14 protein-coding genes and 1 rRNA gene (1 of these 15 cut by a window edge) are annotated in these 20,538 nt (G+C 63.3%); 11 read left to right on the top strand and 4 right to left on the bottom strand.

What is annotated here, in order from left to right:
* A complete protein-coding gene (ubiG, locus tag LB559_RS15065; RefSeq protein ID WP_023811162.1) occupies positions 1 to 750 on the bottom strand; it encodes a bifunctional 2-polyprenyl-6-hydroxyphenol methylase/3-demethylubiquinol 3-O-methyltransferase UbiG in 750 nt (249 codons plus the stop codon).
* A gap of 284 nt (positions 751 to 1,034) precedes the next feature.
* On the opposite strand from ubiG, the gene LB559_RS15060 reads away from it, so the two are divergent.
* Positions 1,035 to 1,604, top strand: coding sequence for a putative glycolipid-binding domain-containing protein (locus tag LB559_RS15060; RefSeq protein WP_224674408.1), 570 nt, complete (start codon positions 1,035 to 1,037; stop codon positions 1,602 to 1,604).
* Between the two features lie 11 nt (positions 1,605 to 1,615).
* Here LB559_RS15060 and LB559_RS15055 read toward each other — a convergent pair whose 3' ends face one another.
* Positions 1,616 to 3,472 carry a CHASE3 domain-containing protein gene (locus tag LB559_RS15055; RefSeq protein ID WP_224674407.1) on the bottom strand — a complete coding sequence of 619 codons (1,857 nt, stop codon included), beginning with the start codon at positions 3,470 to 3,472 and terminating at the stop codon, positions 1,616 to 1,618.
* 258 nt (positions 3,473 to 3,730) lie between these two features.
* On the opposite strand from LB559_RS15055, the gene LB559_RS15050 reads away from it, so the two are divergent.
* The 8 genes from LB559_RS15050 to LB559_RS15015 all read left to right on the top strand — a co-directional run bounded on the left by LB559_RS15050 (position 3,731) and on the right by LB559_RS15015 (position 15,448).
* Positions 3,731 to 4,984: an aspartate kinase gene (locus tag LB559_RS15050; RefSeq protein WP_013529459.1), complete on the top strand. Its 1,254-nt coding sequence runs from the start codon at positions 3,731 to 3,733 to the stop codon at positions 4,982 to 4,984.
* 83 nt (positions 4,985 to 5,067) lie between these two features.
* Complete coding sequence (ptsP, locus tag LB559_RS15045) at positions 5,068 to 7,338, top strand: phosphoenolpyruvate--protein phosphotransferase (protein ID WP_224674406.1); 2,271 nt, start codon at positions 5,068 to 5,070, stop codon at positions 7,336 to 7,338.
* Between the two features lie 10 nt (positions 7,339 to 7,348).
* The gene (gene prfA, locus LB559_RS15040; protein WP_224674405.1) at positions 7,349 to 8,428 is read left to right on the top strand and encodes a peptide chain release factor 1; all 1,080 of its coding nucleotides are present in this window, start codon (positions 7,349 to 7,351) and stop codon (positions 8,426 to 8,428) included.
* On the top strand, positions 8,421 to 9,293 hold the full coding sequence (prmC, locus tag LB559_RS15035; RefSeq protein ID WP_224674404.1) for a peptide chain release factor N(5)-glutamine methyltransferase: 873 nt from the start codon (positions 8,421 to 8,423) through the stop codon (positions 9,291 to 9,293). The genes prfA and prmC overlap by 8 nt, the downstream gene beginning before the upstream one ends.
* Before the next feature lie 303 nt (positions 9,294 to 9,596).
* Positions 9,597 to 10,541 (top strand): DUF4167 domain-containing protein, encoded by a 945-nt coding sequence (locus LB559_RS15030; RefSeq protein WP_224674403.1) that lies wholly within the window; start codon positions 9,597 to 9,599, stop codon positions 10,539 to 10,541.
* A gap of 219 nt (positions 10,542 to 10,760) precedes the next feature.
* Positions 10,761 to 13,367, top strand: a complete 2,607-nt coding sequence (gene clpB / locus LB559_RS15025) for an ATP-dependent chaperone ClpB (RefSeq protein WP_013529464.1) — start codon at positions 10,761 to 10,763, stop codon at positions 13,365 to 13,367.
* A 59-nt stretch (positions 13,368 to 13,426) separates the two neighbouring features.
* Positions 13,427 to 13,792, top strand: coding sequence for an MmcQ/YjbR family DNA-binding protein (locus LB559_RS15020; RefSeq protein ID WP_013529465.1), 366 nt, complete (start codon positions 13,427 to 13,429; stop codon positions 13,790 to 13,792).
* Between the two features lie 150 nt (positions 13,793 to 13,942).
* Complete coding sequence (locus LB559_RS15015) at positions 13,943 to 15,448, top strand: L,D-transpeptidase family protein (protein ID WP_013529466.1); 1,506 nt, start codon at positions 13,943 to 13,945, stop codon at positions 15,446 to 15,448.
* Here LB559_RS15015 and LB559_RS15010 read toward each other — a convergent pair.
* On the bottom strand, positions 15,422 to 16,054 hold the full coding sequence (locus LB559_RS15010; protein WP_224674402.1) for a TMEM175 family protein: 633 nt from the start codon (positions 16,052 to 16,054) through the stop codon (positions 15,422 to 15,424). The two genes, LB559_RS15015 and LB559_RS15010, sit on opposite strands and share 27 nt — an antisense overlap.
* Before the next feature lie 151 nt (positions 16,055 to 16,205).
* On the opposite strand from LB559_RS15010, the gene LB559_RS15005 reads away from it, so the two are divergent.
* Entirely contained in the window at positions 16,206 to 17,765 is a 1,560-nt protein-coding gene (locus LB559_RS15005; RefSeq protein ID WP_063173134.1) for an MFS transporter, read from the top strand.
* Positions 17,766 to 17,771: 6 nt separating this feature from the next.
* On the opposite strand, the gene LB559_RS15000 is transcribed toward LB559_RS15005, so the two are convergent.
* Entirely contained in the window at positions 17,772 to 19,739 is a 1,968-nt protein-coding gene (locus LB559_RS15000; RefSeq protein ID WP_027163525.1) for a M23 family metallopeptidase, read from the bottom strand.
* 787 nt (positions 19,740 to 20,526) lie between these two features.
* Here LB559_RS15000 and LB559_RS14995 point away from each other — a divergent pair.
* A 16S ribosomal RNA gene (locus LB559_RS14995) occupies positions 20,527 to 20,538 on the top strand (it continues 1,473 nt past the right edge of the window).

The raw sequence follows: 20,538 nt of genomic DNA, 5'->3' as shown, positions 1-20,538 counted from the left end.
TCAGACCGAGCCTTTTTCCGCCAGGACCATGTAGTTGACGTCCATGTCCTTCGACCGCGCCCAGCGGTCGGCCAGCGGATTGTAGGTGACGCCGGTGCGGTCGATGATGGTCAGGCCGGCGCCGCCAAGCGCCTTTTCGAGCTCTTCCGGGCGCACCAGCTTGCCGAACTGGTGGGTGCCGCGCGGCAGCCAGCGCAGCACATATTCGGCGCCGATGATGGCTAAGCCCAGCGCCTTCAGCGTGCGGTTGATGGTGGCCACGAACATGATGCCGCCGGGCCGCACCATCTCGCCGCATTTGGCGACGAACAGGTCGATGTCGGCGACATGCTCGACCACTTCCATGTTGAGGATGACGTCGAATTTCTCGCCGGCGTCGGCAAGGTCCTCGGCCGTCGTGGCGCGATAGTCGACGCTGACATTGCCTTCGGCGGCGTGCAGCTTGGCCACTTCGATGTTGGTTTCGGAGGCATCCGCGCCCACAACCTCGGCGCCAAGCCGCGCCATCGGCTCGCACAAAAGTCCGCCGCCGCAACCGATGTCGAGGATGCGCAGTCCCTCGAAAGGCCTTGCAGCGCGTGGGTCACGGCCGAAGCGCGTCGCTATCTGGTCGCGGATATAGGCCAGCCGGACCGGATTGAATTTGTGCAGGGGACGGAACTTGCCGTTCGGGTTCCACCATTCGGCGGCAAGGGCGGAAAAGCGTTCCACTTCTCCGGCATCGATCGTCGATCGTCGGGGCTCTGGCATAGTTGGTCTCCTCGACACTACAGCGCCGCGCGTCCTCTTGGACGCGCAAAGGACGCTGTAGCACTTTAGATTCTGCGCATGATCCTTTCCGAAATCGACTTCGATTTCGGGGTCATGCGCTAGGAAGTCGGGCGTGAAGCCGCGAATGTCAAGGCAACAATTTCCTCTGCCGGCAGGGAGCCGGATTCTGTCAGGGCATGTCAGCTGGAGTGCGCCGCGGTGAAACACAATGGGCCTGGCGGGCGAAGGAATACATCATCGTTTTGAATTCGAAGGAGGTGACGATGACAGCAATGACGGCTTCGATCCTCTGGCATCGGCTGGACGTGGAGGGGCATGATGCCTGTCTGCTTGCGCAGACCGATGGCGGGCACAGCCTCAAGGGACAAGCCATCTTCATCCAGGACGGCAAGCCGTGCTGCCTCGCCTACGAGGTGGATTGCGATGCCGGCTGGCACACACGGGCGGCGCTTGTCGAAGGCTTTCTCGGCACGCGCCAGCTGCATTATGCGATCGAACGCGATTTCAACGGCCAGTGGACGCTGAACGGCGAAGTCCAGCAGGGTGTCGACGGTCTTGTCGACGTCGATCTTGGCTTCACACCGGCATCGAACCTGGTGGCGATCCGCCGGTATGGCCTCGGGATCGGCGAAGCGTCGCCTGCCCCGGCTGCCTACCTGACTTTCCCTGAACTGAGCCTGGTGCGCCTCGATCAGACCTATCGGCGTCTCGACACGGTTCGCTATGCCTATGCCGCGCCGGTGTTCGGCTATGACGAGACCCTCAACGTCTCGCCGCACGGCTTCGTTGTCGACTATCCCGGCCTTTGGAGAAGCGCGGCTGCGTCAGGCTGAAGCGATTGTGATCAGTCCGCTGCGACCTGCGTCGTGCCAAGCACGTCACGCAGTTTCGCTGCCAGTTGCTCGATGGTGAAGGGCTTGGCGAGGAAATGCACGTCGTGGTCGAGCACGCCGTTGTGGACCACGGCGTTCCTGGTGAAGCCGGTGGTGAAGATCACCTTCAGCAGCGGCATGCGGGCAACGGCCTCTTCCGCCAGCTTGCGGCCGTTCATGACGGGCATGACGATGTCGGTGAACAGCAGGGCGACCTTCGGGTTTTCCGCCAGTTTCTGCAACGCTTCCTCGCCACTCGCGGCATCAATGACGGTGTATCCGAGTTCGCGTATGGCCTCGGTGGTGGAGACCCGCACGCGGGCATCATCCTCGACGACAAGGATCGTTTCGGCGACCGGTGCGGCGGGGTTGTCGCCGCGCCCGGTGGGCACGGCCGGCTCTTCGGCGCCGAAATACCGCGGCAAGTAGATCTTGATTGTCGTGCCTTCGCCGGGCTCGGAATAGATGTTGACGTGGCCGCCCGACTGTTTGACGAAGCCGAACACCTGGCTCAATCCAAGGCCGGTGCCCTTGTTGACCGGCTTGGTGGTGAAGAAGGGTTCGAAGGCCTTGGCCATGACATCGGGGGTCATGCCCGAACCGGTATCGCTGACGGCGATCATCACATACTGGCCGGCCGCGACTTCGGCATGGCCGGCGGCGTAGCTGTCGTCGAGATGGCTGTTGGCGGTCTCGATGGTCAGCTTGCCGTCATCGCCCATGGCGTCGCGGGCGTTGACAGCCAGGTTGAGAACGGCGTTCTCGATCTGGCTCGGGTCGGCATGGGTTTTCCACAAGCCCCCCGCCAGCACCGTTTCGATGCGGATGGTTTCGCCGAGTGCCCGACGGATCAGGTCGGACATCCCGGTCAGCAGGCGGTTGGCGTCGACGATCTGCGGCGCCAGCGGCTGCTGACGCGAGAAGGCGAGCAGCCGGGCCGTCAGATTGGCGGCACGGGTCGCGGCATCGATCGCCGCGTCGATGAATTGTGCGATGTCGTGCTCGCCGCGCGCCAGCTTGCGCTGGGCGAGGTTCATGGCGCTGATGATCACCGCCAGCATGTTGTTGAAGTCGTGGGCGATGCCGCCTGTAAGCTGGCCGACCGCCTCCATCTTGTGCATCTGGCGGATCTGGGATTCTGCCTTTTCACGTGTCTCGATCTCTCTGCCGAGCGCGACGTTCTTGCGCACCAACTCCTCCTGGGCGACGACCACCTCAAGGAAGCGGCGGCGCGATTCCCTGATCGCGTAGCCGGCAAGCAGGAAGATCGCCAGCAGTGCCGCCACCGAACCGATGCGTAGCCAGGTCTCGACCTGGTCGGTATGCGCGTCGCGCGCGGCGACGGCTGCGGCGCTGATGCGTCGGACCGTATCCATGCTGGTTCGGATTTCGTCCATGACTGCCTTGCCCTGGCCGCTGCGAATCAGATCCAGCGCTTTCGTCGCATTGCCCTGGTCGTACAGGGCAATCGTCTCGGCCAGTTCAGCCTGCTTTTGCGAAAGCGCGTCCTTGATGTGGTTGATCGGCTGGACGAACTGGTCGTCGGGGGCGGTCAAGCTGTCGATACGGGCAAGTTGCCCCGGAATGGCGCCGACAGCGCTCCGATAGGGTTCGAGATAGGATTTCTCGCCGGTCAGCAGGTAGCCACGCTGGCCGTTCTCGGCTTCCTGTGCCAGAGAAAGCAGACCCGAAAGCAATTGCTGATATTCGATTGCCTCGCGCGCGGCGGCGCGGTTGGCCCGCTGTTCCTCGACCAGCATGGCACGGCTGCCGACAATAAGCGCCAGCACCGCAAAGCCTGCGACAAGCGGGAGCGATTGCCATCGCATGGCACGTCGAAACCGAGCAATCATCATCTGCTATGCCGAACCAAAAGAATTCCCCGCAGGCAGCATTTCGTAGGCGGCGCCGGGGCGGAAGGCAATATGCCGGCTTCTGGAGCCGGCAATTGGCCGCCAGCCTTGCGAAACCTTCGTCATTTGGCTAAGGAGGCCGCGCATTCAGCGGCCGGCGTCAGCCGGCCTTCCGCTTTTCGGGATTCCGGCTTTTGGCTGGGATCCGGCTTCAGTCAAAGGCATTTCGCTCCCATGGCGCGCATCGTGATGAAATTCGGCGGAACCTCCGTCGCCGACATCGCCCGCATCCGCAACGTGGCGCGTCACGTCAAACGCGAGGTCGACGCCGGCCATGAGGTGGCGGTGGTCGTTTCGGCGATGGCCGGGAAGACCAACGAACTGGTCGGCTGGACGCGTGAGGCCTCGCCGATGCATGACGCACGCGAATATGATGCGGTCGTCGCTTCCGGCGAGCAGGTCACGGCCGGCCTGCTGGCCATCACTTTGCAGAACATGGGCGTGCACGCCCGCTCCTGGCAGGGCTGGCAGATCCCGATCAAGACCGATAATGCGCATGGGGCGGCGCGCATCCTCGACATTGACGGTGCGTTCCTGATCAAGCGCTTCGGCGAGGGCCAGGTGGCGGTGATTGCCGGGTTCCAGGGCATCGGCCCGGACAATCGTATTGCCACGCTCGGCCGCGGCGGCTCCGACACCAGTGCTGTCGCCATCGCTGCGGCGGTCAAAGCCGATCGCTGTGACATCTACACCGATGTCGACGGGGTCTACACCACCGATCCACGCATCGAGCCCAAGGCGCGGCGGCTGGCCAAGATCTCGTTCGAGGAAATGCTTGAAATGGCCTCGCTCGGCGCCAAGGTTCTGCAGGTGCGTTCGGTCGAGCTTGCCATGGTGCACAGGGTGCGTACCTTCGTGCGGTCGTCCTTCGACGATCCCGATGCGCCCGGAATGGGGGATTTGCTCAATCCGCCCGGAACGCTCATTTGCGACGAGGAAGAGATCGTGGAACAGCAGGTCGTCACCGGAATTGCCTACGCCAAGGACGAAGCGCAGATTTCACTGCGCCGGGTCGGCGACCGGCCGGGCGTTGCCGCCGGCATCTTCGGGCCGCTGGCCGAGGCCAACATCAATGTCGACATGATCGTCCAGAACATTTCCGAGGACGGCAAGTTCACCGACATGACCTTTACCGTGCCGTCGGGCGATGTCGACAAGGCGCTGGCCGTGCTTGAACGCCTCAAGGCCTCGATCGGCTACGATGTCGTGCAGTCGGAAGCCGGCATGTCGAAGGTTTCGGTCATCGGCATCGGCATGAGGAGCCATGCCGGCGTCGCCGCCACCGCTTTCAAGGCGCTGGCCGACAAATCGATCAACATCCGCGCCATCACGACCTCGGAGATCAAGATTTCGATCCTGATCGACGGCCCGTATACGGAACTTGCGGTTCGTACTTTGCATTCCGTCTACGGTCTGGATAAGCAGTAGCGAGAACGATTTGAGTTGTTGCGTGTGCGCCGGTCGCGGTGGAAACTGCGGCGGGCAGAATGCCCATTGGAGAACAAGCCGCGATGCGTGATCAGGCCAGTGGCCCGCGCGTTTTGCTCAAACGGCTCCGCGAGCTCATGCAGGAGCCGCTGGAGCCGCAGGAGCGGCTTGACCGGATTGTGCGCGACATCGCCTCCAACATGGTCGCGGAAGTCTGCTCGCTCTATGTGCTGCGTGCCGATTCGGTGCTCGAACTCTACGCCACCGAAGGCCTGAACCCGAACGCCGTCCATTTGGCGCAGTTGCGGCTGGGCCAAGGCCTGGTCGGCACCATCGCCGCCAGCGCGCGGCCGCTCAACCTGTCCAATGCGCAGGAACACCCTGCCTTCGCCTACCTGCCGGAGACCGGGGAAGAGATCTACAACTCGTTCCTGGGCGTGCCGGTGCTGCGGGCAGGGCGCACGCTGGGCGTGCTGGTGGTGCAGAACAAGACCATGCGCCACTACCGCGACGACGAGGTCGAGGCGCTGGAAACCACGGCGATGGTGATCGCCGAGATGATCGCCACCGGCGATCTGGCGCGGCTGACCCGGCCCGGCCTCGAACTCGATCTGCGCCGTCCTGTCAGCTTCACCGGCCTGTCCTTCAATGAAGGCGTCGGGCTTGGCCATGTCGTGCTGCACGAGCCGCGCATCGTCGTCACCAATCTGTTCAACGAGGACAGCGAGGAAGAGGTTCGCCGGTTGGAGACCTCACTCAGCTCGCTCAGGCTGTCCATCGACGACATGCTGGAACGCCGCGACGTCGCCTTCGAGGGCGAGCATCGCCAGGTGCTGGAAGCCTATCGCATGTTCGCCAACGATCGCGGCTGGGTGCGACGGCTGGAAGAGGCGATCCGCAACGGCCTGACGGCCGAAGCGGCGGTGGAAAAGGTGCAGAGCGACATGCGCGCCCGCATGCTGCACATGACCGATCCCTATCTGCGCGAGCGGATGAGCGATTTCGACGACCTCGCCAACCGCCTGCTGCGCCAGCTGATGGGGCGCGGGCCGGAAGATGTCGCGGCATCGCTGCCTAAGGACGCCATCATCGTCGCCCGTTCGATGGGGGCTGCCGAACTGCTCGATTATCCCCGCGACAAGATGCGCGGGCTGGTGCTCGAGGACGGTGCAGCGACCAGCCACGTCGTCATCGTCGCGCGTGCCATGGGCATCCCCGTCGCCGGCCAGATGAAGGGCGCTGTTTCCATGGCGGAAAACGGCGATGCCATCATCGTCGACGGCGAGGAGGGCGTGATCCATTTGCGGCCGCAGCCCGATCTCGAAGCTGCTTATGCCGAAAAAGTGCGTTTCAGGGCGCGCCGGCAAGAGGTCTACCGCGAACTGCGCAAGAAGCCGTCGACGACCAGGGATGGTGTCCAGGTCGATTTGCTGATGAATGCCGGTCTTGCCGTCGACCTGCCGCAGCTTACCGAAGCGGGTGCGGCCGGCATCGGTCTGTTCCGCACCGAATTGCAATTCATGGTCGCTTCCACCTTTCCCCGGGCCGAGGCCCAGGAAAAGCTCTACCGCGACGTGCTCGAAGCGGCGCGCGGCAAGCCCGTCACCTTCCGCACCATCGACATTGGCGGCGACAAGGTGCTGCCCTATTTCAAGGGCGCGATCCAGGAAGAGAACCCGGCGCTTGGCTGGCGGGCGATCCGCCTGACGCTCGACCGGCCGGGCCTGCTGCGCACCCAGATCCGCGCTTTGCTCAAGGCCAGCGGCGGCCGCGAATTGAAGCTGATGCTGCCGATGGTGACCGAGCTCGGCGAGATTACCCAGGCGCGCGAGATCATCGACCGCGAGGTGCGGCACTTGTCGCGCTTTGCCCATCATTTGCCAACCAGCCTGAAGCTGGGGGCGATGCTTGAAGTGCCGTCGCTGCTGTTCCAGCTCGACGAATTGATGAAGGCGGTCGATTTCGTCTCGGTCGGTTCGAACGACCTGTTCCAGTTCGTCATGGCCGTCGACCGCGGCAACACGCAACTGGCCAACCGCTTCGACACGCTGTCGGCACCCTTCTTGCGCGTCCTCAAGCAGATCGCCGATGCCGGCGTCCGCAATCACACGCCGGTGACGCTGTGCGGCGAACTCGCCGGCAAGCCGATCTCGGCGATGGCGTTGATCGGACTCGGTTTCCGCTCGATCTCGATGTCGCCGGCCTCGATCGGGCCGGTCAAGGCGATGCTGACGGAACTGCCGCTGGACGAATTGAAGGCGTTTTTCGACGACAATCTGATGGCTCCGGCACAGGGCCTGCCGATGCGGGCGCTGCTGCAGGCCTTTGCCGACGACCGTTCGATCCCGTTATAGCAGCCTCATCATGGTCAATTTGCCCCGCGATCGTATGGATCAAGTCGTCAAGCGTTTCGAGATGCTCGAAGCGCAGATGTCGGCCGGCCCGGCGCCGGACGCCTATGTGCGGATGGCGTCCGAATATGCCGAAATCCAGGACATGGTGGCCAAGGTCAGGGCGCTGCGCGCGGCCGAGCATGAACAGGCCGACCTCGAAGCCATGCTTGCCGACAGGGGCACCGACGCCGAGATGCGGGCGCTGGCCGAGGCCGAGCTGCCAGGGGTCGAGGACCGCATCGAGACGCTGCAGAAGGACATTCAGATCCTGCTGTTGCCCAGGGATGCCGCCGACGACAAGAACGCCATTCTCGAAATCCGCGCCGGCACCGGCGGCGATGAGGCCGCGCTTTTCGCCGGCGACCTGTTTCGCATGTACGAACGCTACGCCGCCGAACGCGGCTGGCGTTTCGAGACCGCCTCGGCCAGCGATGGCGATGCCGGCGGCTACAAGGAAATCATCGCCACGGTGTCGGGCAAGGGCGTCTTTGCGCATCTGAAATTCGAATCCGGCGTGCACCGCGTGCAGCGCGTGCCGGCGACCGAGGCCAGCGGGCGCATCCACACGTCGGCGGCAACCGTCGCGGTGCTGCCCGAGGCCGAAGAGGTCGACATCGACATCAGGGCCGAAGACATCCGCATCGACACGATGCGCGCCTCGGGTTCGGGCGGCCAGCACGTCAACACCACCGATTCGGCCGTCCGCATCACCCATCTGCCGACCGGCATCATGGTCGTGCAGGCTGAGAAATCGCAGCACCAGAACCGCGCCAAGGCGATGCAGATCCTGCGCGCCCGCCTCTATGATCTCGAACGCGGCAAGGCTGACGAGGAGCGCTCCGAATCGCGCAAGTCACAGGTCGGCTCCGGTGACCGCTCGGAACGCATCCGCACCTATAATTTCCCGCAAGGGCGCGTCACCGACCATCGCATCAATTTGACGCTCTACAAGCTCGACCGGGTGATGATGGGCGAACTCGACGAGATCATCAACGCGCTGATCGCCGATCATCAGTCCAAGCTGCTCGCCGACATCGGCATCGATGACTGACCTGCCCAACGCGCTCGGGCCGCTGCTGCGGGAAGCGCGGGCTCGGCTCGGCAGCACCGTCGACGACCCGGCGCTCGATGCGAGGCTGATCGTCGAGCATTTTTCGGGCACGACGCGCACGCAAGCCATTGCGGACCCCGAACGCAGGGTCGGCGCCGGCGCTGTTGCCGAAATCGATGCCGCGTTGAGACGCCGCGCCGGCGGCGAACCTGTGCATCGCATCCTCGGCTATCGTGAATTCTACGGTTTGCGCCTGGCGCTGTCGCCGGAAACGCTGGAACCGCGGCCGGATACCGAAACGCTGGTCGAGGCGATATTGCCCTTCGTCAAGGCGGTTGCGACGCAGGAAGGCGAGTGTCGCGTCCTCGATCTTGGCACCGGCACCGGCGCCATTGCGCTGGCGCTGCTCAGCGTCGTGCCGACGGCTAATGCCACCGGCGTCGATCTGTCCGCGGGTGCGCTGGCGACGGCGGCCCGCAATGCCGGGCAACTTGGCCTTGCGGGCCGGTTCACGGCGCTGCAGTCGGACTGGTTCGAAAAAGTTTCCGGCCGGTACCATGTAATTGTCGCAAACCCTCCCTATATATCTTCCGAAGACATTGGAAATCTGCACGACGAAGTCCGCAATTTCGACCCGCGCCTAGCCCTGGATGGCGGCGCGGACGGTCTGAACCCCTACAGAACCATCGCTGCGGAAGCGGCAAGGTTTTTGGAAATTGAAGGCAGAATTGCGGTCGAGATCGGCCATACGCAACGCAACGAGGTCTGCGAGATATTCACTGCAGCCGGCTACGTGCCGGGCAGTGTTTTCCGTGACCTCGGTGGAAACGACAGGGTTATTGTCTTTGAAAGGATAAAGCCTTGACGCAGTGCAAAAAAGCGCTTGGCAATGCCGGGGAATGCGGCTAGGGTCGCCTTAACCGGATGAGACGAAGCAGGCAGTGCTCTTAGCGATTCGGTTTTCCTTGGAAATAGCTGCCTTCTTGCGCAAACGATGCCCAAGCTTCGTGCGGGAATCGTCCGGCAAGTGATGTAACCGGAACAGGATGACACGTGGCGCCAACGCAATCGATGCGGGCGAACGCCGGTGAAGAGACGAAACGGCTGGCTGCATGAGCGCCTCCGTTCGTGAAGAGTTTTTCGAAAATTTCAAAATGAAGAGAGTTTGATGAGGCCACAACAGCAGAACAGGCGCATGCGCGGTCGCAACAACAATGGCGGCGGCGGTGGTAACAATAACAACAATAACAACAATAACCGCAAGGGGCCTAATCCCCTGACGCGCAACTACGAGAGCAATGGCCCGGACGTGAAGATCCGCGGTTCGGCTCAGCAGATCGCCGAAAAATACGCCACCCTTGCCCGTGATTCACACAGCTCCGGCGACCGGGTCATGGCGGAGAACTATCTCCAGCACGCCGAGCATTACAATCGCATCATCGCGGCCGCACAGGCGCAGATGCCAATCCAGAACACGCAGCAGAATCGCGATGATTTCGACGATGACGGCGATGAGGACCGCGACGATTTCGACAATAGCGGCAACAACAGCAACGCTGCTTCCGACGTCCAGATCCCGGTGGTCAACCATGGCGCCGGCCCGCAGCCGGTTATCGAAGGTACGCCGGCCGAGGTCGCGCTGAACCGGGAAGGTGGCCGCGAGGCCCGCGATAACAATGGCGGGCGCAACAATGGCGGCCGCGACAACAATGGCGGGCGCCATCGTGATCGCCGCCCCAATGGCGGCTATGGCCAGAACGGCCAGCGCGACTTTTCATCGTCCGCCGAGCAAGGTAGTCAGCCCCAGGGCAACGAGACCCCGATCCAGGGCGAAGCCGTTTCGCCGGCCGAATCTGTGGCGCCGGCCGAACCGGCTCCGTCGTTCGAGAACCTTTCCCCGGCAGGTCTTGCCGCCCAGGCCGAACTCAACGAGGCGGCCGCCGAAAGCGGTGCTGCCCGTCGTCCGCGTCGTCCGCGTCGTCCGCGCGTCAACGCCGATCAGGTTGATGGCGGTAGTGACAATGCCAATTCCGGGACCGACGCCGGCGAGGTGGCTGCGGCCCCGGCCGACAGCGGCAACGCCCAACCGGTCAATGTCGATATCGACAACTGACCCAACGGCACTTCAAGGCATTGAACGGCGGAGAGAAATCTCCGCCGTTTTCGTTTGGGCGGCCGTGCAATATTATGTGGTTGCCGATATCGGGACGTCTTGAGGGTTCAGGGCCGGTGCACCATATCAGCCTCAACTGGACCCGGCTCGAATGAGCGGGTCCGTCACCGCAATCGGATCCGGTGCCGCAAAGCGGGCCGGTGATGGAAGGAGACAGATATGAACCTTGAGAAATACTCAGAGCGCGTGCGCGGCTTTATCCAGTCCGCGCAGACCATGGCGCTTTCCCGCAACCACCAGCAATTCACCCCTGAACATATCCTGAAAGTGCTCGTCGACGACGACGAGGGCTTGGCCGCGTCGCTGATCGAACGCGCCGGCGGCAACGTCCGCGACGTCAAGCTTGGCGTCGAGACGGCGCTCGAAGCGATGCCCAAGGTCGAGGGCGGCAATGGCCAGCTCTATCTGGCCCAGCCGCTGGCGAAAGTGTTTTCGACCGCCGAGGAACTGGCCAAGAAAGCCGGCGACAGTTTTGTCACGGTCGAGCGGCTCTTGCAGGCGCTCGCCATGGAAAAGTCGGCCAAGACCGCCGACATATTGGCCAAGGCCGGCGTCACCGCGCAGGCGCTCAACCAGGTCATCAACGATGTCCGCAAGGGCCGCACCGCCGATTCGGCGAGTGCCGAACAGGGCTACGACGCGCTGAAGAAATACGCGCGCGACCTGACTGCGGATGCCCGTGCCGGCAAGCTGGACCCCGTGATCGGCCGTGACGACGAGATCCGCCGCACCATCCAGGTGCTGTCGCGCCGCACCAAGAACAATCCGGTGCTGATCGGCGAACCCGGCGTCGGCAAGACGGCGATCGCCGAAGGCCTGGCACTGCGCATCGTCAATGGCGACGTACCGGAATCGCTGAAGGACAAGCAGCTGATGGCGCTCGACATGGGCGCGCTGATTGCCGGCGCCAAATATCGCGGCGAGTTCGAGGAGCGGCTGAAGGCCGTGCTCTCCGAAGTCACCTCGGCCAGCGGCAACATCATCCTGTTCATCGACGAGATGCACACGCTGGTCGGCGCCGGCAAGGCGGATGGCGCCATGGATGCGTCCAACCTGTTGAAGCCGGCGCTGGCGCGCGGCGAGCTGCACTGCGTCGGCGCCACCACGCTCGACGAGTATCGCAAGCATGTCGAGAAGGATGCAGCCCTTGCCCGGCGCTTCCAGCCGGTTTTCGTCGACGAGCCGACGGTGGAAGACACCGTTTCGATCCTGCGCGGCCTGAAGGAGAAATACGAGCAGCACCACAAGGTGCGCATTTCGGATTCAGCGCTGGTGGCGGCGGCGACGCTGTCCAACCGCTACATCGCCGATCGCTTCCTGCCGGACAAGGCGATCGACCTGGTCGACGAAGCCGCATCGCGGCTGCGCATGCAGGTCGATTCCAAGCCCGAGGCGCTGGACGAGATCGATCGCCGCATCATGCAGCTCAAGATCGAGCGCGAGGCGCTGAAGGTCGAGACGGACGATGCTTCGAAGGACCGGCTCGCCCGCCTGGAAAAGGAACTCGTCGGCCTTGAGGAGGAATCGACCGAGATCACCGCCAAGTGGCAGGCCGAGAAGCAGAAGCTCGGGCTCGCCGCCGACCTGAAGAAGCAGCTCGACGAGGCGCGCAACGACCTTGCCATTGCTCAGCGCAAGGGTGAATTCCAGCGCGCCGGCGAGCTTGCCTATGGCAAGATTCCGGAATTGGAAAAGAAGCTGAAGGAGGCCGAGGCCCAGGACGGCAAAGCCGGCATGGTCGAAGAGGTGGTTACCCCCGACCACGTCGCCCATATCGTCTCGCGCTGGACCGGCATTCCGGTCGACAAGATGCTGCAGGGCGAGCGCGACAAGCTGCTGCGCATGGAAGACGAGATCGGCAAGCGCGTCGTTGGCCAGGGCGAGGCGGTGCAAGCTGTGTCGAAAGCGGTGCGGCGCGCCCGCGCGGGCCTGCAGGATCCGAACCGGCCGATCGGCTCGTTCATGTTCCTCGGACCGACGGGTGTCGGCAAGACCGAGCTGACCAAGGCGCTGGCGAGCTTCCTGTTCGACGACGAGAGCGCCATGGTGCGCATCGATATGTCGGAGTTCATGGAAAAGCACTCGGTCGCCCGGCTGATCGGCGCGCCTCCCGGCTATGTCGGCTATGAGGAAGGCGGCGCGCTGACCGAAGCGGTGCGGCGCAGGCCCTATCAGGTCGTGCTGTTCGACGAGATCGAGAAGGCGCATCCGGATGTGTTCAACGTGCTGTTGCAGGTGCTCGATGACGGCCGCCTGACCGACGGCCAGGGCCGCACGGTCGACTTCCGCAACACGCTGATCATCATGACGTCGAACCTCGGCGCCGAATATCTCGTCAACCTCACCGAGGACCAGGATGTCGATCTGGTGCGCGACGAGGTGATGAACGTCGTCAGGGCATCGTTCCGGCCGGAGTTCCTCAACCGCGTCGATGAGGTGATCCTGTTCCACCGGCTGCGCCGGCAGGATATGGGCCGCATCGTCGAGATCCAGCTGAAGCGGCTCGAGAGCCTGCTTGTCGACCGCAAGATCACGCTATCGCTGGACCAGGAGGCGGTGGATTGGCTGGCGGCCAAGGGCTACGACCCGGCCTATGGCGCGCGGCCGCTGAAGCGGGTGATGCAGAAGGAATTGCAGGACCCACTGGCGGAGAAGATCCTGCTCGGCGACATCCTCGACGGCTCGACCGTCAAGGTGACAGCCGGTTCCGACCGGCTGAATTTCCGCTCCAAACCGACGATCGTCGCGGCGGAAGCGGCAGCCTGATCCTGCGCCGCGCGTCCTTCCTGGACGCGCGGCGTTTTCATATAAAACGTGGGGCGGGGATGACACTGGACGACTACAACAGCTTCTGCGACTCGCTGCCTTCGACGACCCATGTCGTCCAGTGGGGTGGCGCCCATGTTTGGAAGGTGGGGGCCAAGGTCTTCGCGATCGGCGGCTGGGACGATGGCCAGCAGCTCTTCGTCACCTTCAAATGTTCCGATATCGCCTATGATGTGCTCAAGGAACAGCCGGGGCTACGGCCCGCACCGTATCTTGCCTCGCGCGGCATGACATGGATCCAGCGTCGGACAAGCCAGAGCATGGATGATGCCGCGCTGAAGGACTATCTGCGCGAGAGCCATCGCCTTGTCGCCCTGAAGCTTACCAGGCAGGCGCGCAAGGAATTGGGACTTGCCGAAAGCTAGCCTATATTCCTTGAGGCGCCGGAAAACCGCCATCTTCATGCCCGGTTCATGTTGGAACCATAGGATGGTGTAACTGGTTTGCTGGCGAAGGGGTTCGCCAGAAGACAATGCCGGCGGCGGCAAATTTACGGACCGGAGAATTTGGCCACCATGTTCCGCACGATCTTTGCCCTCTCGGCGCTAGCCGCCGGGCTTGTGTCTTCCGGGGCGTTCGCCGCGCCGACGACGGACAATGCGCCAAGGGTTGTCCGCGCTGCCGATACCGGGGGCATCCTTGTCGCCCAGGACGGCAATCTCGACATCTACTACGACGCCAGGGGCAACCGCGTGATCGTCGATGCCGATACCGGCAAGGTCATCGCCATCCAGCCGCCGCAGACCCGGCTCGACCGCCGCGCCTTGCGCCGCGAGACACGACTGCGCGAACTGGGCCGCGCCCCCGAAGGCGACGACCGCTACTATCTCGACGATCCGGAAGACATGGCGCGGTTCCGGCGCAAGCAGTTGGAAGAGGAAGGCCGCGTTATCCCGCCGCCGGCGGATGAGTACGATCCCTATGGGGACAATTCCGCCGAAGCCTACCCGCCGGCGCCGCAGGACGATGGCAATTACGACGACAATTATCCCGACGCGCCGCAGCCGGCTAAGCCGGGTACAATCAAGCGCCAGCCGCTGAACGAGGCCGCGATAGACCCTGCCCAGCCGACGACACCCGCCGATCAGGCGGCTCTGCCGCCAAAGGCCGGCGACAAGACCACCGTTGCCCCGGCACTTTCGCTGGGAGCGCGCCAGGATGTCGCCGCCCTTCAGGTGCTGCTAGACCGGGGTGGCGCTTCGCCTGGCGTCATCGACGGGCGTTTCGGTTCGAATGTCGACAAGGCGCTCGCCGCCTACAACCAGATCACCGGCGCCAATCTGCGATCGACCGACGCGGTCGCCATCCAGGCGGCACTTGCGCAATCCGGCGGCGATGCCTTCGCCAACTACACGATCACAGCGGAGGACGCGGCCGGTCCCTATGTCGCGTCGATCCCGGAAGACTACAGCCAGAAGGCGCAACTCGACCGCATGGGTTATACGTCGGTGACCGAGGCGCTCGCGGAGCGCTTTCACATGGACGAGAATTATCTCAAGGCGCTCAACCCGGAGGTCGATTTCAATCGTCCCGGCACGATCATCAAGGTCGCCAATTTCGGCAGGCTGGTTTCGACGCCGGTGGCGCGTATCGTCGCCGACAAGGACAAGAAAGAGGTTTTCGCCTATGACGCCGGCGGCAAACTGGTCGCCGCCTATCCCGCAACCATCGGCTCGTCGGATACGCCGTCACCGTCCGGCATACACACGGTGTCGCGCGTGGCGCTCGATCCGAACTACACCTACAATCCCAGCATCAATTTCAAGCAGGGTCAAAACGACAAGGTCCTGACCATTCCGCCGGGCCCGAACGGTCCCGTCGGTTCGGTCTGGATCGCCCTGGATAAGCCGACCTACGGCATCCACGGCACGCCCGATCCGTCGAAGATCGGCAAGACCGAGAGCCATGGCTGCGTACGCCTGACCAACTGGGATGCGCGGGAGCTGGCCAAATTGGTTTCGCCGGGCGTGACGGTGGAGTTTGTCGGCGGGCCCTCAGCCGATAACCTTGCCCAGCAGTGAACCGCGAAGCGCGGCGGCATAGACCAACTGCACGACCAGGATGAAGCCGACGCCGAGCAAGGGACTGACAAGCGAGAGTGCGGCGCCGACCGCCCACAGGATCTGTGCCTTGATGATGCGCAGATAGACCGTGCGTTTGGTTTCCGCATCGACATCCTCTGCTACGAAGCCGCTTTTCTCCGCATAACGCCAGCTCGCGAACAGCGTGACGCCGAGCGCCAGCAGATTGAGCCAGTAGACCAGCACCGCGGTTCTGAACTCGAGGAAGTCGGCCAGAAGATCGGTCGAGAAGGGCAGCAAGGCGATGAAGGCGAGAAAGCAAAGGTTCAGCGTGGCAAGCCGTCGATCGGATTTGGCGATCAGACCATGCTGCGCCTGCTGGCCAAACCAGAAGATGGTCAGCGTCAGGAAGCTCAAGGCGTAGGTCAGGAAACGCGGCGCCAGGGCGGCGATCGCAGCGAGCAGCTCGCGTTCGGAATGGATCGCCTCGTGCGCCGGCACCCTGATTTCGAGAACGATCAGGGTGAGCGCGATGGCGAATACGCCATCGGTGATCCCGACGATACGGCCGCGTCCCTCAGCCGATGCTTCAAGTGGCCGCTTCATCGATGTTTCCCCATCGGCACCTTCCGGAAACCTAGCATGGTTGCCGCCATTTGCATCTGACAGGGTGCGACCCTGGCCAAACGGCTGGTTTCAGCGACAGCAAGCCACTGGCTGGTTGTTGCCGGTGCGCCAGGGGTTTAAGCAAGGTTTCATGCATTCACCAAGTGAAGCCGCCGCCGTCCCGCTGACCAATCCGGTCACGAATGGAACGTTTTGTCCGCAGTCGCGGCGACGATTTGTGCTGGTCGCGGCAATTCTGGCCTCGGCGCTTGGCTTCATAGACGGCTCCATCCTGGCCATCGCTACACCAGCGATCCGCGTCAATCTCGGCGCAAGCCTTGCCGAGGCGCAGTGGATTTCCAATGCCTATGCCTTGACGCTCTCGGCGCTGATCCTGGCCGGGGGCGCTGCCGGCGACCGATTCGGTCTGCGCCGCGCCTTCGTGGCCGGCATTGCGCTGTTCATCCTCGCTTCGCTTGCCTGTGCGCTGGCGCCGAATGCAATTGTGCTGATCGCATTTCGCGCGTTGCAGGGCATCGGTGCGGCAATCATGGTGCCTGGCAGCCTCGCCATCATCGCCAAGGCCTACCCGAAGAAAGAACGCGGCCGTGCTATCGGCATCTGGGCGGCGGCTTCGGCGCTGACCACGGCACTTGGCCCGGTGTTCGGCGGCTTCGTGCTGTCGGCCTTCGGTGACGGCATCTGGCGGGCGATCTTCGCCATCAACCTGCCGCTGGGCTTGATTTCGATCTGGCTTCTGCTGGCCAAGGTTCCGGCCGATGCGCCGACGGAGAAACGCAGCCTGGATCTCGGCGGTGCAGCGCTCGCGACATTGGCTTTCGGTGCGCTTGCCTATGGGCTGACCTCGATGAGCGCCAGCGGCGAGGGCCTCATGGCAGGGCCGAGCATTGCCGCCGGCGTCGTATTGCTGGCTGTCTTCATCGTCTTCGAGCTTCGGCAGGGCGAGCCGATGATCGACCTCAGCCTGTTTCGCGTCGGTGCTTTCGCCGGCGCCAATGTGGCGACGTTCTTCCTCTATTTTGCGCTGTCGGCCAACCTTTTCTATCTGCCAATGCTGCTGATCGCCGGCTGGGGGCTGAGCACGGCCGAGGTCGGCTTCATCTTCCTGCCCTTGTCGGCATCGATCGCGCTTTTGTCGGGACCTGTCGGCAAGCTGTCGGACCGGATCGGACCGCGTTTTCCGATCGCCTGCGGCAGCCTGGTCGTGGCTTTTGCGTTTGCCGGGCTGGCCTTGCTCACCTACGCCGGCATCCACAATTTCTGGACCGGAACATTCCCGCTGATGGGGCTGATGGGGCTCGGCATGGCTCTGGTCGTGTCGCCCTTGTCGACCGCGATCATGACGGCGGTGGAGGACAAGGACACGGGGGCGGCCTCCGGCATCAACAATGCCGTCTCACGCATCGGCGGTCTGATCGCGGTGGCGGCGATGGGCTCGCTTGCCGCGTGGGTCTACGCGAATGCACTGGACGCGAGCGCAACGTCCGGCATCCCGGGATTTGGTGAACCGGCGCCAGCCGGGCTTGCCCCGGCCATCGATGCGACAAGGCTCGCCGCCAGCGACGCCGCGTTTGCCGCGGTTTCTTCGGTGACCGCGCTGCTTTGCCTGCTTGCGGCTGTCATCGCATGGACGACCATTCCCGGTGACCGATTGCCATGGCCGCGACGGGCCGAAGATACGCCAGGCTGAAGCCGATCAACCGTCGATCTTGGCGCTCGCAACCTTCAGCGAATCGCTGTCTTCCTGCTTCAACAGTTCGTCGATGCGTTCGCGTTCGCGCTTGAAGGCGACGAGGTCATCGCCCTTCAGCACCTTGCCGACCGGCAGGCGGACACGCATCGGATCGACCTTGGTGCCGTTGACGATCAGCTCGTAGTGAAGATGCGGGCCGGTGGCGAGGCCGGTTTGGCCGAGGAAGCCGATGGTCTGGCCCTGGCGGACGTGCACGCCCGGTTCGATGCCTTTGGCAAAGGCGCTCTGGTGATTGTATGAGGTTTCGTAGCCATTGGCGTGGCGGATGATGATCTGCTTGCCGTAACCGCCGGCCCAGCCGACCTTCTCGACCGTGCCGTTGCCGGCGGCGATGATCGGCGTGCCGATGGGGGCTGCCCAGTCGACGCCGGTGTGCATGCGGACATAGCCGAGGATCGGATGCCTGCGGGCGCCGAACCCGGAGCGGAATTTCCCGGCGGGCAGGGGATTGCGCAACAGGAACTGCTCGGCGCTCGAACCGTCCTCATCGAAATAGTCGGTGCCGCCGTCCTGCATCTGGAAGCGGTAGAAGTTGCGGGTCTGGCCGCCGAACGTCGCCGAGACGTAGAGAAGCTCGGAGCTGTCCGAGGTCTGATCGTCGCCGTCGGGCTGCGAGAACAGGACTTCGATGCGGTCGGCGGGGCTGAGGCGAGACTGGAAGTCGACATCGGACGCCAGCAGCTTGATCAACCGCTGCGTCATCGCCTTGGACATGCCGTAGGAGTAGGCGGCGCGGTAGATGCCGTCATAGACGTTGGGCAGGTTGCCGCGCACCACCACCGGCGCCGACGAATCATCGAAGGCCGTCAGCAATTCGGGGTTCGGATCCGGTTCCTGCGCCGGCACATACTGGCCGCGATCGTTGAGCGCGATGGTGACGATGTGCTGGGTCCGGTCGTAGACGCTGGTGCGCACGACCTTGGCGGCATCGCCGTGAACCTCGAGGCCGACGCGCAGCACGGTTCCAGCCTTGAGCGCCGTCGCATTGAGCAACTTGGCGATGGCTTCGGCCATTCCGGTGGCGTCTTCCCCTGTGTAGCCCGAATCAGCAAAAGCCTCGGTGACGTCGAGATCCTTGGTGAAGGGGATGATTTCCTCGGCGAAAGCCGGCGCCTGGTCGTCAACGGTGGCTCGCGGCGCCACCGAGACGTTTTCCGGCACGATCTTGACGTCGTAGGAGCCGGCCATGCTCTCGGCAAAGGCTTCGCCGAATCGCTGCGGATCGACATAGTGGAGCGAAGCGACCTGCACGGCGCCGTCGCTGAGGTCGGTGCCGGCCTCGCGCACCACTTTTTCCACCTCGTCGGCGGAGAGGTCGCTCTTTTCGTCGAAGGAAGCCGTGTCGATCGGAAAATCGACGGTCTTCAGGCTCATCTCGCTTTCGACCTTGGCGCCGTAGATCTGGCCGGAAGCGGCCGAGGCCGTCGCCGGCTGGGCATTGTCGTCGCCGTCGTCGCCGAACACTTGCATCGGGTCGAAGGGGGGGTAGGCGCGGCTGGTGGTGTGGCCGGCGGCAAGGGCCATCTTGATCTGCACGAAAGGCATGGTGTGGATGACGTCGCGGTCGCCGACCTTGGTGACCATCGACACTTCCATGCGGCGGCGGTCCTTGGCCTTTGCGATCTGACGTGGCGCCACCAGCCTGGTCGTCTTGGCGACTTCGCCGGAATCTCCGTTGCCGGCAAGGCTGATCAACTCGGCGATCTCGGGTGGGGTGGCCAGCTGCTGGCGGCCGTCAAGAGCGGCGAACAGCGCCACGCCCATCAACACGCTCGAGGTCACGCCAGTGAGAAATGTTCCCGACAGCCAGCGTGCAGAAACCTCTCGCCGGTCGGGCGGGCCGCTGCGGCCATCCGCGATCAGCGGCGGCTCATTGCCGAGTTCGGCTATGACATCTTCCGTGTCTGGCATCCAGAAAGGCTGCTTCTTCCCCGGGCGGAACGGCTTGTCGCTTTTGTTGTGGCCGTGACATTTGCCTGTCATGGCAGGTGAAGTCAACGAAGCGCCAGGCTCCGACCGAATTGCCCCCAGGCACTTCTCCTATAGAGCACTCTACCAGGCGGGGCGGTGTACCTTCTCCGCAAGGCCCATCGCACACTCCTATATAGGAGGGCTCCTAAGAGAGGCGCTGCTCGATCGGCGGCGCCCACATTCGATGGCTTTGGTGTCGAACGGCAATGCGGCGGCAATAGGGCTCCTTCCTGGCCGTGCCACGCATGTTGCCAGCGTTCCCCTGGGGCAGTTGGCTATCGACAGATCGGGTCCGAAATTTCTGTCGTAAAAAGTTCAAAAACATTATCGATGTGTGTTGACAGTTGTCGTTGGTGGCGACTATATACGCCTCACGAACGAGGGCGGCTCGCCGCTGGCGACGAAGAAGTTTGCTTCTAAGCCTGCCCTTAGCGAAATTCAAGAGAGCCGCGTAAGCGACACTCGGACGGCCCCGGAGCCAAAAGCGAAGCGGGCCACGACATTGCGTGAAGTGATGTCTGTTCTTTGAAAATTGAATAATGAAGAAAGAGAAACGTGGGCGGCAGAGTCCTGCTGAACCTCTTATCCCGCCAGGGGTATGAGGTTCGAACGAGACTTTGGCGGACACGTTTTGAGAGAATAAAGTCTACCAAGACACGTGAGTGTCTAGGTGTGAATGTTCTCGTCAATTCAAAGCGTGACCAGATAAAAGCCAATCAAAGTTTCAAAACTTGAGAGT

The organism is Mesorhizobium sp. BR1-1-3 (assembly GCF_020165455.1).
In the GTDB taxonomy this organism is placed as follows: domain Bacteria; phylum Pseudomonadota; class Alphaproteobacteria; order Rhizobiales; family Rhizobiaceae; genus Mesorhizobium; species Mesorhizobium ciceri.
Note: the sequence above shows the minus strand (reverse complement) of the source record. Positions and strands in the feature narration are given on the sequence as shown.

Excerpts from the sequence above, each read along its gene's own strand:
- LB559_RS15015 (WP_013529466.1), top strand. The coding sequence starts at position 13,943 with ATGTTCCGCACGATCTTTGCCCTCTCGGCGCTAGCCGCCGGGCTTGTG.
- prmC (WP_224674404.1), top strand. The coding sequence starts at position 8,421 with ATGACTGACCTGCCCAACGCGCTCGGGCCGCTGCTGCGGGAAGCGCGG.
- LB559_RS15030 (WP_224674403.1), top strand. The coding sequence starts at position 9,597 with ATGAGGCCACAACAGCAGAACAGGCGCATGCGCGGTCGCAACAACAAT.
- LB559_RS15000 (WP_027163525.1), bottom strand. The coding sequence starts at position 19,739 with ATGCCAGACACGGAAGATGTCATAGCCGAACTCGGCAATGAGCCGCCG.
- LB559_RS15005 (WP_063173134.1), top strand. The coding sequence starts at position 16,206 with ATGCATTCACCAAGTGAAGCCGCCGCCGTCCCGCTGACCAATCCGGTC.
- LB559_RS15060 (WP_224674408.1), top strand. The coding sequence starts at position 1,035 with ATGACAGCAATGACGGCTTCGATCCTCTGGCATCGGCTGGACGTGGAG.
- prfA (WP_224674405.1), top strand. The coding sequence starts at position 7,349 with ATGGTCAATTTGCCCCGCGATCGTATGGATCAAGTCGTCAAGCGTTTC.
- LB559_RS15020 (WP_013529465.1), top strand. The coding sequence starts at position 13,427 with ATGACACTGGACGACTACAACAGCTTCTGCGACTCGCTGCCTTCGACG.
- LB559_RS15050 (WP_013529459.1), top strand. The coding sequence starts at position 3,731 with ATGGCGCGCATCGTGATGAAATTCGGCGGAACCTCCGTCGCCGACATC.
- LB559_RS15055 (WP_224674407.1), bottom strand. The coding sequence starts at position 3,472 with ATGCGATGGCAATCGCTCCCGCTTGTCGCAGGCTTTGCGGTGCTGGCG.
- ptsP (WP_224674406.1), top strand. The coding sequence starts at position 5,068 with ATGCGTGATCAGGCCAGTGGCCCGCGCGTTTTGCTCAAACGGCTCCGC.
- ubiG (WP_023811162.1), bottom strand. The coding sequence starts at position 750 with ATGCCAGAGCCCCGACGATCGACGATCGATGCCGGAGAAGTGGAACGC.
- clpB (WP_013529464.1), top strand. The coding sequence starts at position 10,761 with ATGAACCTTGAGAAATACTCAGAGCGCGTGCGCGGCTTTATCCAGTCC.
- LB559_RS15010 (WP_224674402.1), bottom strand. The coding sequence starts at position 16,054 with ATGAAGCGGCCACTTGAAGCATCGGCTGAGGGACGCGGCCGTATCGTC.